Here is a 13,841-nt window from a genome sequence, read left to right as displayed (position 1 = left end):
GGCATGGCGGACCGCAGCTTTCTCGACTGGCCGTTCTTCGAGGACCGCCACCGCGACCTGGCCGGGGCGCTCGACGACTGGGCGGGGCGCGAGCTCGGCGCCGTCGACCACGCCGACACCGACGCCGCCTGCCGCGATCTGGTGGCGCGGCTGGGGGCGGGCGGGTGGCTCACCCACTCGGGCGGCGAGGCGATCGACCTGCGCAGCCTCTGCCTGATCCGCGAGACGCTGGCGCGCCACGACGGGCTCGCCGATTTCGCCTTTGCCATGCAGGGGCTGGGGATGGGGGCGGTGAGCCTGTTCGGCACGCCCGAGCAGCGCCGCTGGCTTGAGCGGACGCGGGCGGGCGCGGCGATCTCGGCCTTTGCGCTGACCGAGCCGGGGGCGGGGTCGGACGTGGCCCAGACCGCCACCACCGCGCGGCGCGACGGCGACGACTGGGTGCTCGACGGCGAAAAGACCTACATCTCGAACGGCGGCATCGCCGATGTCTATGTGATCCTCGCGCGCAGCGGCGAGGCGCCCGGCGCGCGGGGCCTCTCGGCGTTCCTGATGCCCGCCGACACCCCCGGCCTGAGCATAGCCGAGCGGATCGAGGTGATCGCGCCGCATCCGCTCGCCCGCCTCAGGCTCGACGGCGTGCGCCTGCCCGCGGGCGCGCTGATCGGCGAGGCGGGGGCGGGGTTCAAGGTCGTGATGGCCGTCCTCGACCTCTTCCGCGCGACCGTGGGCGCAGCGGCGCTGGGGTTTGCGCGCCGGGCGCTCGACGAGGCGCTGGCGCGGGTCCACCGGCCGCGGCCCGGCGGCGGGCGGCTGGTCGACCACCAGATCGTCGAGGGGCATCTGGCCGACATGGCGCTGGAAATCGACGCCGCCGCGCTGCTGATCTACCGCGCCGCCTGGACCCGCGACGTGCTGCGGCCCGCCCGCATCACCCGCGAGGCGGCGATGGCCAAGCTTTACGCGACCGAGGCCGCCCAGCGGGTCATCGACACGGCCGTCCAGCTTCACGGCGGCGACGGGGTGCGCCACGGCGAGACCGTCGAGCGGCTTTACCGCGAGATCCGCGCCCTCAGGATCTATGAGGGCGCCAGCGACGTCCAGCGCATCATCATCGCCCGCGCGGTCGCGGGCGGCTTTCAGGGAGGGGAGAGATGAGCGACCTGCAAGGCGGGATCACCCGCAACGGCGAGGCCTATCACGGGCGCGAGCTGAACATCCTCGGCCAGCGCTATTTTCCCAAGGCGAGCTGCGACGCGAGCTTCGCGTTCGAGACGAACAGCGAGCCGGGGCAGTTCGTCCCCGTCCACATCCACCCCACGCAGGATGAGTTCATCCTGGTGCAGGAGGGACAGCTCGAGCTGAAGCTGGACGGCCAGTGGACCACCGCCAAGGCGGGCGATCTGGTGCGGATGCCGCGCGGCGTGCCGCACGGCTATTTCAACAAGTCCGACACGCCGGCGCGGGCACTCTTCTGGGTCTCGCCCGCGGGCCGGCTCGAGGCGCTGTTCGAGGTCCTGCACGACATGACCGACGTGGACGAGGTGGTGCGCGTCAGCGCCGCCCACGAGGTCGATTTCCTGCCGCCCGAGGCCAACGAATGAGCTACCGGCGGACGATCCCGGTCGAGTTCAACCACTGCGATCCGGCCGGGATCGTGTTCTACGCGCGCTATTTCGAGATGACCAACTCGGTGTGCGAAAACTTCTTCGCCGAGGTGGTGGGCCGCAGCTACGCCGAGGTGATGGCGGCGGGCGAGGGCGTCCCGACCGCCCGGCTCGAGGCCGATTTCCGGCTGCCGTCGCGGCTCGGCGACCGGCTTGACTGGACGCTGACGGTGCTGCGGGTCGGGCGGTCGAGCCTCGATCTGGCGCTGACCGCGCGGGTGGGGACGGGCGACACGCGGCTCGAGGTGCGCAAGACGCTGGTGTGGATCGGCCGGGGCGGCAAGCCTGCCGCCTGGCCCCGAGAGATGCGGGCCCGGCTCGAGGCCGCAAGGGAGCATGGCGATGAGTGAAAGTCCGCACGAGTTCCTGAACCCCGAGGGCTGGAAACCCGCCCAGGGCTACGCCAACGCGGTCGTCTCGCGCCCCGGCAGGACGATCTGGCTGGGCGGGCTGGTCGGCTGGGACGACCAGCAGGTCTGGCACAGCGACGATTTCATCGAGCAGACCGACCGCATCCTCGGCGCCATCGTGGCGCTTCTGGCCGAGGCGGGGGCGGGGCCCGAGCACCTGACCCGGATGACCTGGTTCGTGGTGGACAAGCAGGAATACATGAGCCGCCTGCGCGACCTCGGCGCCGTCTACCGCAAGCACCTGGGCCGGCATTACCCGGCGATGGCGCTGGTGCAGGTGGTGGCGCTGGTCGAGGACCGCGCCCGGCTTGAGATCGAGGCGACGGCGGTGGTGCCCGACGCGGGCCCCGCAGCGGGGGAGGGCGCGCGATGAACGAACCCCTCGGCCCCTCGGGCCACGAGGACAGCTTTACCCGCGACAACCTGCCCCCGGCCGCGCTCTGGCCGAAGATCGACCTCGGCCCGTTCCGCTATCCGGAATGGCTGAACATCGGCCACGAGCTGACCGACCGGATGGTCCAGCACGGCCACGGCGACCGCGTGGCGCTGATCGGCAATGGCCGCCAGCGCACCTACAAGGAGCTGTCGGACTGGACCAACCGCATCGCCCGCACGCTGGTCGAGGATTACGGCGTCAAGCCCGGCAACCGGGTGCTGATCCGCTCGGCCAACAACCCGGCGATGGTGGCCTGCTGGCTGGCCGCGACCAAGGCGGGCGCGGTCGTGGTCAACACCATGCCGATGCTGCGCGCGGGCGAGCTGGCCAAGATCGTGGACAAGGCGCAGGTCAAGTTCGCCCTCTGCGACACGCGCCTGATGGAGGAGATGATCGCCGCCAAGGCGCTGGCCCCGGTGCTCGAGACGGTGGTCGGCTTCGACGGCAGCGCCAACCACGACGCCGAGCTGGACCGCGCGGCGCTGGGCAAGCCGGTGCGCTTCGACTGCGTGCAGACCGGGCGCGACGACGTGGCGCTGCTCGGCTTCACCTCGGGGACGACCGGGGCGCCCAAGGCCACGATGCACTTCCACCGCGACATCCTGATCATCGCCGACGGCTACGCGCGCGAGGTGCTGCAGGTCACGCCCGAGGACGTGTTCGTGGGCTCGCCGCCGCTGGCCTTCACCTTCGGCCTCGGCGGGCTCGCGGTGTTCCCGCTGCGCTTCGGCGCGGCGGCGGCGCTGCTGGAACAGGCGAGCCCGCCCAACATGGTCGAGATCATCGAGCGCTACCGGGCCACGATCTGCTTCACCGCCCCCACCGCCTATCGCGCCATGCTGTCGGCGATGGACGCGGGCGCGGACCTGTCGAGCCTGCGCGCCGCCGTCTCGGCCGGCGAGACGCTGCCCGCGCCGGTCTATGAGGAGTGGAAGGCCCGCACCGGCAAGCCGATGCTGGACGGGATCGGCTCGACCGAGATGCTGCACATCTTCCTGACCAACCGCTTCGACGACCACCGCCCCGGCTGCACCGGGCGGCCGGTCAGCACCTACCGGGCGATGATCGTGGACGACGAGGGGCGCGAGGTGCCGCGCGGCACGCTCGGCCGGCTGGCGGTGCAGGGGCCGCTGGGGTGCCGCTACCTCGCCGACCCCGACCGGCAGCGCGACTATGTGAAGGGCGGCTGGAACCTGACCGGCGACAGCTTCACCCAGGACGACGAGGGGCGGTTCCACTTCGCCGCCCGCAACGACGGGATCATCCTCTCGGCCGGCTACAACATCGCCGGCCCCGAGGTCGAGGCGGCTCTGCTCTCGCACCCCGCCGTCGCCGAATGCGCCGTGATCGGCGCGCCCGACCCCGAGCGCGGCGAGATCGTCGAGGCCCATGTCGTCCTTCGCGAGGGGTTCGAGGCCGACCGGCTGATGGTCCGTGACCTGCAGGATCACGTCAAGCGCAGCATCGCGCCCTACAAATACCCCCGCAGCGTGGTGTTCTGCGCCGCCCTGCCCAAGACCGAAAGCGGCAAGATCCAGCGTTTCCGCCTCAAGGAGGGGGGCTGAACGCGGCGCCCGCCGGGGTGTCCGGGCTTTACAGCGGGGCGCGCGCCCGTCCTTCTACACGCGCGGGGCGGCGGCGCACGGGCCGCCGGAATGTCACAAGGCGGGGCAACGTCCCCGCGCACACAGGAGAGGAAAAGACCATGAAACTCATCACCACCCTGGGCGTCCTTGCGGCGCTGAGCGCGGGCACGGCGATGGCCGGCCCGGTCAAGATCGGCATGATCACCACGCTGTCGGGCGGCGGCGCGGGCCTCGGGATCGACACCCGCGACGGCTTCGACCTCGCCCTCAAGCTGGCGGGGGACAAGGCCAGGGACATCACCGTCGTCACCGAGGACGACCAGCAGAAGCCCGACGTGGCGGTGCAGATCGCCGACAAGATGATCCAGCAGGACGGCGTGGACCTGCTGACCGGGATCGTCTGGTCGAACCTCGCGATGGCGGTGGTCCCGGCGGCGGTTCAGCAGGGCAAGTTCTACGTCTCGACCAACGCCGCGCCCTCGGCGCTGGCGGGCGCCCAGTGCAACAAGGACTACTTCGCCGTCAGCTACCAGAACGACAACTTCCACGAGGCCGCGGGCCAGGCGGCGACCGACGCCGGCTACAAGAAGGTGTTCGTGATGGCGCCGAACTACCCGGCGGGCAAGGACTCGCTTTCGGGCTTCAAGCGCTTCTACAAGGGTGAGCTGGCAGGCGAGGTCTACACCCAGGTCGGGCAGACCGACTACGCCGGCGAGATCGCCCAGATCCGCGATTCCGGGGCGGATGCGGTGTTCTTCTTCCTGCCCGGCGGCATGGGCATCTCGTTCATGAAGCAATACGCCACGAGCGGCGTCAAAACCCCGCTGATCGGCCCGGCCTTCAGCTTCGACCAGGACATCCTGCCCGCGGTCGGCGACGCCGCGCTGGGGGTCAAGAACACCGCAAGCTGGTCCCCCGACCTCGACAACGAGGCCAACAAGACCTTCGTCGCCGAGTTCCAGAAGGCCTACAACCGCCTGCCCTCGGTCTATGCGGCGCAGGGGTATGACACCGCGAACCTGATCCTGTCGGCGGCCGCCAAGGCCGAGGTCAGCGACCACGACGCCTTCCGCACCGCGCTGAAGGCGGCCGAGTTCCCGAGCGTGCGGGGCAAGTTCAGCTTCGGCCCGAACCAGCACCCCATTCAGGACCTCTATGTCCGCGAGGTCATCAAGAACGACCAGGGCGTGCTGACCAACAAGATCGTGGGCACCGCCCTGACCGACCACGCCGACGCCTACGCGGCCGAGTGCAAGATGTAGGACGGTTGCGCGCGCCGGGGCCGGGGTGGGGATGATCTAATGCTGATCGTCGAACAGCTTCTCAACGGGCTGCAATACGGGATGACGCTGTTCCTGATGGCGGCGGGCCTGACGCTGGTGTTCGGCGTCATGGGGCTCATCAACCTCGCGCATGGCTCGCTCTACATGATCGGCGCCTTCGCCTGCGCGGTGGTGGCGCGCGAGACGGGCAGCTTCGCCCTCGGCGTCGCGGCGAGCCTTGCCGCCGCGGCGGCCGCGGGCGCACTGGTCGAGGCGGTGGTGATCCGCCGCCTCTACGCCCGCGACCACCTCGACCAGGTGCTCGCGACCTTCGCGCTGATCCTGATCGCGTCCGAGGGGATGCGCTGGATGTTCGGCTCGTTCCCGCTTTACCTCACGCTGCCGCCGGCCCTGTCGGGGACGGTGACGCTGCCGGGGGGGCTGGTCTATCCGGTGTTCCGGCTCGGCGTGATCGGGGTCGGGGCGCTGATCGCCGCGGGGCTGTTCCTTCTGATGACCCGCACCCGGCTGGGCGCCCGCATCCGCGCGGGCGAGGCCGACCGCGAGATGATCGGCGCGCTCGGCGTAGACATCGCCCGGCTCTACACCGTGGTCTTCGCGCTCGGCGCCGCGCTCGCGGGGCTGGCCGGCGCGCTGGTCGGCGCCGTGCAGTCGGTGCAGGTCGGGATGGGCGAGCCGGTGCTGATCCTCGCCTTCGTCGTGGTGGTGATCGGCGGCATCGGCTCGATCGGCGGGGCGCTGGTCGCGGCGATCCTCGTCGGCATGACCGAGAGCCTCGGCCGCGCGCTGCTGCCCGGGCTGCTCGCCCGCATCATGCCGACGGCCGAGGCCAACACGCTGGGCGCGAGCCTCGCCTCGATGTCGATCTATCTGCTGATGGCGGCGGTGCTGCTGTGGCGCCCCGCGGGCCTCTTCGGGGTGCGGGCGTGAACCGGGCGTCCCTCGTCAACGCCGGCCTGCTGGCGCTGCTGATCGGCGGCGGGCTGGTCGCGCACTGGACCGGCCACGGCTTCTGGGTGACGCTCGCCACCAAGGCCGCGATCCTGGCGCTCGCCGGGGTCGGGCTGAACCTCGTGCTCGGCTACGGCGGGCTGGTCAGCTTCGGCCATGCCGCCTTCTTCGGCATCGGCGGCTACGTGACCGGGGTGCTGGCCAGCCACGCCATGTCGGGCGAGCCGATCCTCGGCAGCCTGCCCGGCACCACCGACCTGCTGGTGATCTGGCCCGCGGCGATGGCCGCGGGGGCACTCGCCGCGCTGGTGATCGGGGCGCTGAGCCTCAGGACCTCGGGCGTCTATTTCATCATGGTGACGCTCGCCTTCGCGCAGATGATCTACTGGTTCGCCATCGGCTGGCCGGCCTATGGCGGCGAGGACGGGTTGTCGTTCTATGTCAGGAACCGCCTGCCGGGGCTGGCGACGATGAACCCGCTGACCTGGTTCGGGGTCTGTGTCACGCTGCTCTTGCTCGCACTGGGGCTCGTCGCGGTGATGATGCGGGCGCGCTTTGGCCTTGCGCTGCAGGCGGCGCGGCGGAACCCGCAGCGGGTCACCGCGGTCGGCATCCGCCCCTTCGGCATCCGCCTGACCGCCTTCGTCATCTCGGCGGCGATCACGGCGCTGGCGGGCTCGCTCTATGCCGATCTCAACCGCTTCATCTCGCCAGCCGCGCTCAGCTGGCACATGTCGGGCGAGATCATGGTGTTCGTCATCCTCGGCGGGGTGGGGCGGCTGATGGGGCCGCTGGCGGGGGCCATGACCTATGTGATCCTCGAGCATCTGGTCGGCGGCGTCAGCGAATACTGGCAGGCGCTTCTCGGGCTCGCGCTGCTCGGCATCGTGATGTTCGCGCCGGGCGGCATCGTCGGCATCCTGAGCGGGCGGGGGCGCAGCCATGACTGAGCCGGTCCCCCAGCCCGTGCCGCTGGCCGAGCCGATCCTCGACATCCGCGGGCTGCGCAAGTCCTTCGGCGCCCTGACCGCCACCGACGACGTCTCGCTGACCCTGCGGGCCGGAGAGATCCACGCCCTGATCGGCCCCAACGGCGCCGGCAAGTCCACCCTCATCAAGCAGATCACCGGCGAGCTGCGTCCCGACGCGGGCACGGTGCGGTTCCGCGGCCGGTCCATCGACGGGGTGGATGCGGCGGGACGCGCGCGCCTCGGCCTCGCCCGCAGCTTCCAGGTCAGCCAGGTGATCGCGGATTTCACCGTGCTGCAGAACGTCGTGCTGGCCGAGCAGGGGGCCAGCGGGCACAGCTTCCGCTTTCTGCGCCCGGTGCTGGGCGACCCCGCGCTGACCGGACCGGCCAGGCGCCACATCGCCGCCGCCGGGCTGGCGGGGCGCGAGGCGGTGCCGGCCGCGGTCCTTAGCCACGGCGAACGCCGCAAGCTCGAGATCGCGATGGCGCTGGCGCTGCACCCGCAGCTTTTCCTGCTGGACGAGCCGATGGCGGGGATGGGCGGCGAGGGGGCGGGGCAGCTCGTGGCGCTGCTCTCGGCACTCAAGGCCGAGGCGCCGATCCTGCTCGTCGAGCACGACATGGACGCGGTCTTCGCGCTGGCCGACCGCGTCTCGGTCCTCGTCGCCGGGCGAATCATCGCCAGCGGCGCGGTCGAGGCGATCCGCCGCGACCCCGAGGTGCGCCGCTCGTATCTGGGAGAGGACGAGTGAGCGCGCTTCTGGAAACCGCGGGGCTCGAGGCCGGCTACGGCCCGGTGCAGGCGCTGTTCGGCGTCGACCTGGCGCTGGCACCCGGCGAGGTGCTGGCGCTGATGGGGCGCAACGGCATGGGCAAGACGACGACGATCCGCGCGATCTGCGGCCTGACACCCCCCACCGCGGGGCGCGTCAGCCTGGACGGGCGGCCGCTCGGGGGGCTCGCCCCGCACCGCATCGCCCGGCTGGGCGTCGGCCTCGTCCCCGAGGGGCGGCGCTGCTTCGCGCCGCTCACCGTGGCCGAGAACCTGGGCGTGGCCGCCCGTCCCGGCCCGTGGGACCGGGCGCGGGTCGAGGCGCTGTTCCCGCGCCTCGCCGAGCGGCGCGGCCAGCGCGCGGCGACGCTGTCGGGGGGTGAGCAGCAGATGCTCGCCATCGGCCGGGCGCTGATGACCAACCCGCGGCTCCTGATCCTCGACGAGGCGACCGAGGGCCTCGCCCCCGTCGTCCGGCAGGAGATCTGGGCCGCCATCGTCCGGCTCAAGCAGGACGGGCAGTCGATCCTGCTGGTGGACAAGAGCCTGCGCGAACTGCGCCAGATCGCCGACCACGCGGTGATCCTCGAACGCGGGCGCAGCATCTGGCACGGGCGGCTCGAGGCGCTGACCGAGGATCAGGCGAACGACTGGCTGGGGGTGTAGCGGCGGGTGCAGCGCCGGTTGGAGCGACCGGCACGCGCCCGGCGAACGCAAAGGGCCGGCCCCGAAGGACCGGCCCTTTTGACGTTGGAGCGGGCGATGAGATTCGAACTCACGACCCTAACCTTGGCAAGGTTATGCTCTACCCCTGAGCTACGCCCGCGCTCCGTTCCCGGCGGCGTCCGCTGCCGGTGACGGGTGATGTAGAGAAGCCCGCGGGGGGCTGCAAGAGGAAATTTGGTGCGTGACGCAGAGGCGCGTGATCGGCGTCGAAAGGTGCCGGGGTCTGCGCGGCGAAACCCGCCCCAAGACGCGGGCATGTGCGACGTCATCCGGCAGCGCACGGGAAGAGCATCGGCCGCTCCCCACCCGAAGGCCCCAATACGCCACCCGATCCCCGGTCACGTCTCCGCGCGGCCCGCCGCCCGTCCGCTTGACACCGTCCTCCGCACCCGCCCCTATGGCCGCGCATCACCGCCCTGAGCCCCGAGGAAACGCCATGTCCGGCCGCGACGAGATCGCCGACTTCGTCCGCACCGGCCTGAGCGCCGGGCAACCGGCCGACGCGCTCGCCGCGGCGCTCGGCTCGGCCGGGTGGTCGCCGACCGAGGTCGCCGCGGCGCTTGACGCCTGGGCGCCCGGCCCCGCGGGGCTGCCGCCGGTGCCGCGCCCGCGGGCCTATGTCTCGGCGCGCGAGGGGTTCGTCTACGGGCTGCTGTTCCTCATTCTGGGGTGCATCTGCTGGCACCTCGCCATGCTCGGCTTCAAGATCGTCGACCAGCTCATGCCCGACCCGGCCGACCGCTACGGCCTGCTCGTCCGGTCGATGCGCTGGAACATCGCGGTCCTGATCCCGACCGTGCCGCTATTTTTGTGGCTTAACCGCCGGGTGGCCCGGCAGAGCGCGGGCGATCCCGGCCGCCGCCGCTCGCTGGTGCGCAAGTGGTTCGCGGCGATCACGCTGCTGCTCGCCTCGCTGGCGCTGCTCGGCGATCTGGTCGCGGTCGTGAACGCCCTGCTCGAGGGCGAGCTGACCGGCCGATTCGCCGCCAAGGCGCTGTTGATCGCGGTGATCGGTGGGCTGGCCTTCGCCTATTACCGGGACGAACTCGATGACCGCTGATCCGCGCCGCTCGCCCCAGGGCTGGGCCAGCCTCGCCATCGCCGGGTTGGCGCTGGTCCTCGTCATCGCCGGGCTGGCTCTCGGCGGCGGCCCGTCGCAGGCGCGCAAGGAACGCCGCGACTCGGCGCGGCTCGACGACCTGAATCGCCTGGCCCTGCACGTCGAATGCCTCTCGCGCGAGGGCAATAGCCGGGTCATGCCCGCGGCGCTGACCGAGACCGAGGCCTGCCCCGGGCCGCTGCCGCTGACCGACACGGCCACGGGCGCCGCCTATCGGTTCGAGCGGGTGGACGACGTCCACTACCGCCTCTGCGCCGACTTCGAGCTGCAGCCCCAGGCGATCCCCTTTCGCTACAGCTTCGGGCGCGAGCGCGACGGCGACTGCATCGCTCGCGAACTGCCGCCGGTGCCCGAGACGCGGCCCGACGCTGGTGTCCAGGCCGACGTGCAACCGGCCAACTGACCCCCGCGCGCTCCCGCTTCTTTCTTGCCCATATATCCCCGCCGGAGGCCACGGCCCGTCAGGGCCGTCCCCTCACTCCAGCTCGATCAGCAGGTCCTTGGCGTCGATCTGTTGCGCGGGCGCGACGTGCACCGCCTTGACCACCGCCGCGCGGTCGGCGTGGATCCCGGTCTCCATCTTCATCGCCTCGATGGTCAACAGCAGGTCGCCCGGCTTGACCGAGGCCCCCGGGTGGACTGCCACGCTCGCCACCACGCCGGGCATCGGCGCGCCGATGTGGGCGGGGTTGGCCGGGTCGGCCTTCACCCGCGCCGCCGCCCGCGCCTTGACCGAGCGGTTCGGCACCCGGACGCTGCGCGGCTGGCCGTTGAGTTCGAAGAACACCTTGGCCTCGCCCGCGTCGTCGGTCTCGCCCACCGTCAGCAGGCGAATCTCCAGCGTCTTGCCGGGGTCGATCTCGGCCACGATCTCCTCGCCCGGTTCCATCCCGTAGAAGAAGGCGAGCGTCGGCAGCGTGCGCACCGGGCCATAGAGGCGGTGGCGCTCGGCGTAGTCCTGAAACACCTTGGGATACATCAGCCAGCCGTTCAGGTCCTCGTCGTCGATCTCGGCGTCGAGCCTTTCGGCCAGCCCCGCCCGCGCCGCCTCGAGGTCCACCGGCGGCAGATGCGCGCCGGGCCGGTCGGTGATCGGCGCCTCGCCCTTCAGCACCTTGGCCTGCAAGGCCGCGGGCCACCCGCCCGGCGGCTGGCCGAGGTTGCCGCGCATCATGTCCACGACCGAGTCGGGGAAGGCGACCTCGACGGCCGGGTCCTCGACCTCGGCGCGGGTCAGCCCCTGGGCCACCATCATCAGCGCCATGTCGCCCACCACCTTGGAGGACGGGGTGACCTTGACGATGTCGCCGAACATCTGGTTGGCGTCGGCATAGGCCTGCGCCACCTCGTGCCAGCGCTCTTCGAGCCCGAGGCTGCGGGCCTGCGCCTTGAGATTGGTGAACTGGCCCCCCGGCATCTCGTGCAGCCAGACCTCGGACGCGGGCGCCCGGCCGCCGGCCTCGAAGGCCGCGTACTGGTCGCGCACCCGCTCCCAATAGTTGGAAATCTCGCGGATCGCGGCGATGTCGAGCCCGGTGTCGCGCGGCGTGTGCGCCAGCGCCTCGACGATCGAGCCGAGGCAGGGCTGCGAGGTGCCGCCCGAGAACGCGTCCATCGCCGCGTCCACGCAGGCGACCCCGGCCTCGGCCGCGGCCAGCACCGTCGCCCCGGCAAGGCCCGAGGTGTCGTGGGTGTGGAAGTGGATCGGCAGCCCCACCTCGTCCCGCAGCGCGGCGAAGAGCGCCGTGGCGGCGGCGGGCTTCAAGAGCCCGGCCATGTCCTTGACGCCCAGCGCATGGGCGCCCGCATCGCGCAGCGCGGTTGCCGTCTCGACATAATAGCGCAGGTCATACTTGGCCCGGTCGGGGTCGAGGATGTCGCCGGTATAGCAGACCGCCCCCTCGCACAGCTTGCCCGAGTCGAGCACCGCGTCCATCGCCACCCGCATGTTCTCGACCCAGTTCAGCGAATCGAAGACGCGGAACACGTCGACGCCCGAGGCGGCGGCCTGGCGCACGAACTCTTGCACGACGTTGTCGGGGTAGTTGGTGTAGCCGACCCCGTTCGAGGCCCGCAGCAGCATCTGCGTCATCACGTTCGGCATCGCCGCGCGGATGTCGCGCAGCCGCTGCCACGGGCATTCCTGCAGGAAGCGATAGGCCACGTCGAAGGTCGCCCCGCCCCAGCATTCGACGCTGAAGAGGCCCGAGAGGTTCGCCGCATAGGCCGGCGCCACCCGGATCATGTCGATCGAGCGCATCCGTGTGGCCAGCAGCGACTGGTGCCCGTCGCGCATGGTGGTGTCGGTGACGAGCAGCCGCGTCTGCCGCCCCATCCAGTCGGCCACCGCCTGCGGCCCCTCGCGCTCGAGCATCTGGCGCGTCCCGTCCGGCACCGCGCCCCGCGGGGCCGGGGGGACCGGCGGGCGGGCGAGTGCCGGGCGCGGGCGGCCCGCCGTCTCGGGGTGGCCGTTTACGGTGATGTCGGCGAGATAGGTGAGGATCCGCGTCGCCCGGTCCTTGCGGGGGGTGAAGTCGAACAGCTCGGGCGTCGTGTCGATGAACTTGGTGGTCGCCGCATCGGCCAGAAACACCGGGTGTTTCAGCAGGTTGATCACGAAGTCGATGTTGGTCGAGACGCCGCGGACGCGGAACTCGCGCAGCGCCCGGTCCATCCGCCGGATCGCCGCCTCGGGGGTCTGCGCCCAGGCGGTGACCTTGACCAGGAGCGAATCGTAGAAGCGGGTGATGACCGCGCCGGCATAGGCCGTGCCGCCGTCCAGCCGGATGCCGTTGCCGGTGGCGCTGCGATAGGCGCTGATCCGGCCGTAGTCGGGGATGAAGTTGTTCTGCGGGTCCTCGGTCGTGACCCGGCACTGGATCGCGTGACCCGACAGCGCGATGTCCTCTTGCCGGGCATGGCCGGTCGCCTCGGCGAGCGTCGCGCCCTCGGCGATGCGGATCTGGGCCTGCACGATGTCGATGCCGGTGACCTCTTCGGTCACGGTGTGCTCGACCTGGACGCGCGGGTTCACCTCGATGAAGTAGAACTGCTGCGAGTCCATATCCATCAGGAACTCGACGGTGCCGGCGTTGCGATAGCCGACCGCGCGGCCGATCCGCAGCGCCAGGTCGCAGACCTCGGCCCGCTGCGCATCGGTCAGATAGGGGGCCGGGGCGCGCTCGACCACCTTCTGGTTGCGGCGCTGCACGGTGCAGTCACGCTCATAGAGGTGATAGAGTCCGCCGTGGCTGTCGCCCAGAAGCTGCACCTCGACGTGGCGCGCGCGCTGGATCATCTTTTCCAGATAGCCCTCGCCGTTGCCGAACGCGGCCTCGGCCTCGCGCCGCCCCTCGCGCACCTTTTCGGCCAGCTCGGCCTCGGCCGCGATGGGGCGCATCCCGCGCCCGCCGCCGCCCCAGCTGGCCTTGAGCATCAGCGGATAGCCGATCTCGGCGGCCTGACGGCGGACCGCTTCCATGTCGTCGCCCAGCACTTCGGTCGCGGGGATCACGGGAACGCCCGCCGCAATGGCCACCCGCCGGGCGCTGGCCTTGTCGCCAAGCGCGCGCATCGTCTCGGCCGTCGGGCCGATGAAGGCGATGCCTGCGGCGGTGCAGGCGTCGACGAACTCGGGGTTCTCGGACAGAAGCCCGTAGCCCGGGTGGATGGCGTCGCAGCTCGCCTCGCGCGCGACGCGGATGATCTCGGGGATCGAGAGATAGGCCGCGACCGGCCCCAGCCCCGCGCCGATGCGGTAGGCCTCGTCGGCCTTGAAGCGGTGCAGGCCGAGCTTGTCCTCTTCGGCGTAGACGGCGACGGTGCGCTTGCCCAGCTCGGTTGCGGCGCGCATCACCCGGATGGCGATCTCGCCGCGGTTGGCGATCAGGATCTTCTCGAACATCGGGCGGCACCTCGCT

Annotated in this window: 13 protein-coding genes, 1 tRNA gene and 1 pseudogene; 13 read left to right on the top strand and 2 right to left on the bottom strand. The window is 71.3% G+C overall.

Annotated elements, in window-relative coordinates; genetic code table 11:
* Positions 1-3: 3 nt before the first annotated feature.
* From HGN31_RS04520 to HGN31_RS04475, 11 genes and pseudogenes are all read left to right on the top strand, one after another.
* Positions 4-1,158, top strand: a complete 1,155-nt coding sequence (locus HGN31_RS04520) for an acyl-CoA dehydrogenase family protein (protein ID WP_168782459.1) — start codon at positions 4-6, stop codon at positions 1,156-1,158.
* Positions 1,155-1,604, top strand: coding sequence for a cupin domain-containing protein (locus HGN31_RS04515; RefSeq protein ID WP_168782458.1), 450 nt, complete (start codon positions 1,155-1,157; stop codon positions 1,602-1,604). The genes HGN31_RS04520 and HGN31_RS04515 overlap by 4 nt, the downstream gene beginning before the upstream one ends.
* Positions 1,601-2,017, top strand: a complete 417-nt coding sequence (locus HGN31_RS04510; protein ID WP_168782457.1) for an acyl-CoA thioesterase — start codon at positions 1,601-1,603, stop codon at positions 2,015-2,017. The genes HGN31_RS04515 and HGN31_RS04510 overlap by 4 nt, the downstream gene beginning before the upstream one ends.
* Positions 2,010-2,450 carry a RidA family protein gene (locus HGN31_RS04505; RefSeq protein ID WP_168782456.1) on the top strand — a complete coding sequence of 147 codons (441 nt, stop codon included), beginning with the start codon at positions 2,010-2,012 and terminating at the stop codon, positions 2,448-2,450. Before HGN31_RS04510 ends, HGN31_RS04505 begins: the two co-directional genes overlap by 8 nt.
* The gene (locus HGN31_RS04500; RefSeq protein WP_168782455.1) at positions 2,447-4,078 is read left to right on the top strand and encodes an AMP-binding protein; all 1,632 of its coding nucleotides are present in this window, start codon (positions 2,447-2,449) and stop codon (positions 4,076-4,078) included. Before HGN31_RS04505 ends, HGN31_RS04500 begins: the two co-directional genes overlap by 4 nt.
* 140 nt (positions 4,079-4,218) lie before the next feature.
* Positions 4,219-5,361: an ABC transporter substrate-binding protein gene (locus tag HGN31_RS04495; protein WP_036734254.1), complete on the top strand. Its 1,143-nt coding sequence runs from the start codon at positions 4,219-4,221 to the stop codon at positions 5,359-5,361.
* A 39-nt stretch (positions 5,362-5,400) separates the two neighbouring features.
* Positions 5,401-6,312 (top strand): branched-chain amino acid ABC transporter permease, encoded by a 912-nt coding sequence (locus HGN31_RS04490; RefSeq protein WP_036704645.1) that lies wholly within the window; start codon positions 5,401-5,403, stop codon positions 6,310-6,312.
* Positions 6,309-7,283 (top strand): branched-chain amino acid ABC transporter permease, encoded by a 975-nt coding sequence (locus tag HGN31_RS04485; RefSeq protein ID WP_168782454.1) that lies wholly within the window; start codon positions 6,309-6,311, stop codon positions 7,281-7,283. Before HGN31_RS04490 ends, HGN31_RS04485 begins: the two co-directional genes overlap by 4 nt.
* A 94-nt stretch (positions 7,284-7,377) precedes the next feature.
* Positions 7,378-7,776, top strand: a pseudogene (locus HGN31_RS16750) (ATP-binding cassette domain-containing protein); the annotation flags it as partial.
* A gap of 9 nt (positions 7,777-7,785) precedes the next feature.
* Positions 7,786-8,055, top strand: a complete 270-nt coding sequence (locus HGN31_RS16745) for an ABC transporter ATP-binding protein C-terminal domain-containing protein (RefSeq protein WP_425325332.1) — start codon at positions 7,786-7,788, stop codon at positions 8,053-8,055.
* On the top strand, positions 8,052-8,741 hold the full coding sequence (locus HGN31_RS04475; RefSeq protein WP_036734258.1) for an ABC transporter ATP-binding protein: 690 nt from the start codon (positions 8,052-8,054) through the stop codon (positions 8,739-8,741). Before HGN31_RS16745 ends, HGN31_RS04475 begins: the two co-directional genes overlap by 4 nt.
* An 85-nt stretch (positions 8,742-8,826) precedes the next feature.
* Here HGN31_RS04475 and HGN31_RS04470 read toward each other — a convergent pair.
* Positions 8,827-8,901: transfer RNA gene (locus HGN31_RS04470), tRNA-Gly, on the bottom strand.
* Between the two features lie 336 nt (positions 8,902-9,237).
* On the opposite strand from HGN31_RS04470, the gene HGN31_RS04465 reads away from it, so the two are divergent.
* Both HGN31_RS04465 and HGN31_RS04460 read left to right on the top strand, forming a co-directional pair.
* Complete coding sequence (locus HGN31_RS04465) at positions 9,238-9,861, top strand: DUF5671 domain-containing protein (protein WP_168782452.1); 624 nt, start codon at positions 9,238-9,240, stop codon at positions 9,859-9,861.
* Entirely contained in the window at positions 9,851-10,324 is a 474-nt protein-coding gene (locus tag HGN31_RS04460) for a hypothetical protein (protein ID WP_168782451.1), read from the top strand. The genes HGN31_RS04465 and HGN31_RS04460 overlap by 11 nt, the downstream gene beginning before the upstream one ends.
* 72 nt (positions 10,325-10,396) lie before the next feature.
* Here HGN31_RS04460 and HGN31_RS04455 read toward each other — a convergent pair whose 3' ends face one another.
* Complete coding sequence (locus tag HGN31_RS04455) at positions 10,397-13,825, bottom strand: pyruvate carboxylase (protein ID WP_168782450.1); 3,429 nt, start codon at positions 13,823-13,825, stop codon at positions 10,397-10,399.
* Positions 13,826-13,841 lie beyond the last annotated feature (16 nt).

The sequence above is a fragment of the Paracoccus sanguinis genome, assembly GCF_012689545.1.
GTDB lineage: Bacteria > Pseudomonadota > Alphaproteobacteria > Rhodobacterales > Rhodobacteraceae > Paracoccus > Paracoccus panacisoli.
This window is presented reverse-complemented; position numbering and strand designations above follow the sequence as displayed.

Coding starts and splice junctions, on each gene's coding strand:
- HGN31_RS04495 (WP_036734254.1), top strand. CDS start 4,219: ATGAAACTCATCACCACCCTGGGCGTCCTTGCGGCGCTGAGCGCGGGC.
- HGN31_RS04460 (WP_168782451.1), top strand. CDS start 9,851: ATGACCGCTGATCCGCGCCGCTCGCCCCAGGGCTGGGCCAGCCTCGCC.
- HGN31_RS04490 (WP_036704645.1), top strand. CDS start 5,401: ATGCTGATCGTCGAACAGCTTCTCAACGGGCTGCAATACGGGATGACG.
- HGN31_RS04500 (WP_168782455.1), top strand. CDS start 2,447: ATGAACGAACCCCTCGGCCCCTCGGGCCACGAGGACAGCTTTACCCGC.
- HGN31_RS04515 (WP_168782458.1), top strand. CDS start 1,155: ATGAGCGACCTGCAAGGCGGGATCACCCGCAACGGCGAGGCCTATCAC.
- HGN31_RS04520 (WP_168782459.1), top strand. CDS start 4: ATGGCGGACCGCAGCTTTCTCGACTGGCCGTTCTTCGAGGACCGCCAC.
- HGN31_RS04455 (WP_168782450.1), bottom strand. CDS start 13,825: ATGTTCGAGAAGATCCTGATCGCCAACCGCGGCGAGATCGCCATCCGG.
- HGN31_RS04510 (WP_168782457.1), top strand. CDS start 1,601: ATGAGCTACCGGCGGACGATCCCGGTCGAGTTCAACCACTGCGATCCG.
- HGN31_RS16745 (WP_425325332.1), top strand. CDS start 7,786: ATGGCGCTGGCGCTGCACCCGCAGCTTTTCCTGCTGGACGAGCCGATG.
- HGN31_RS04505 (WP_168782456.1), top strand. CDS start 2,010: ATGAGTGAAAGTCCGCACGAGTTCCTGAACCCCGAGGGCTGGAAACCC.
- HGN31_RS04465 (WP_168782452.1), top strand. CDS start 9,238: ATGTCCGGCCGCGACGAGATCGCCGACTTCGTCCGCACCGGCCTGAGC.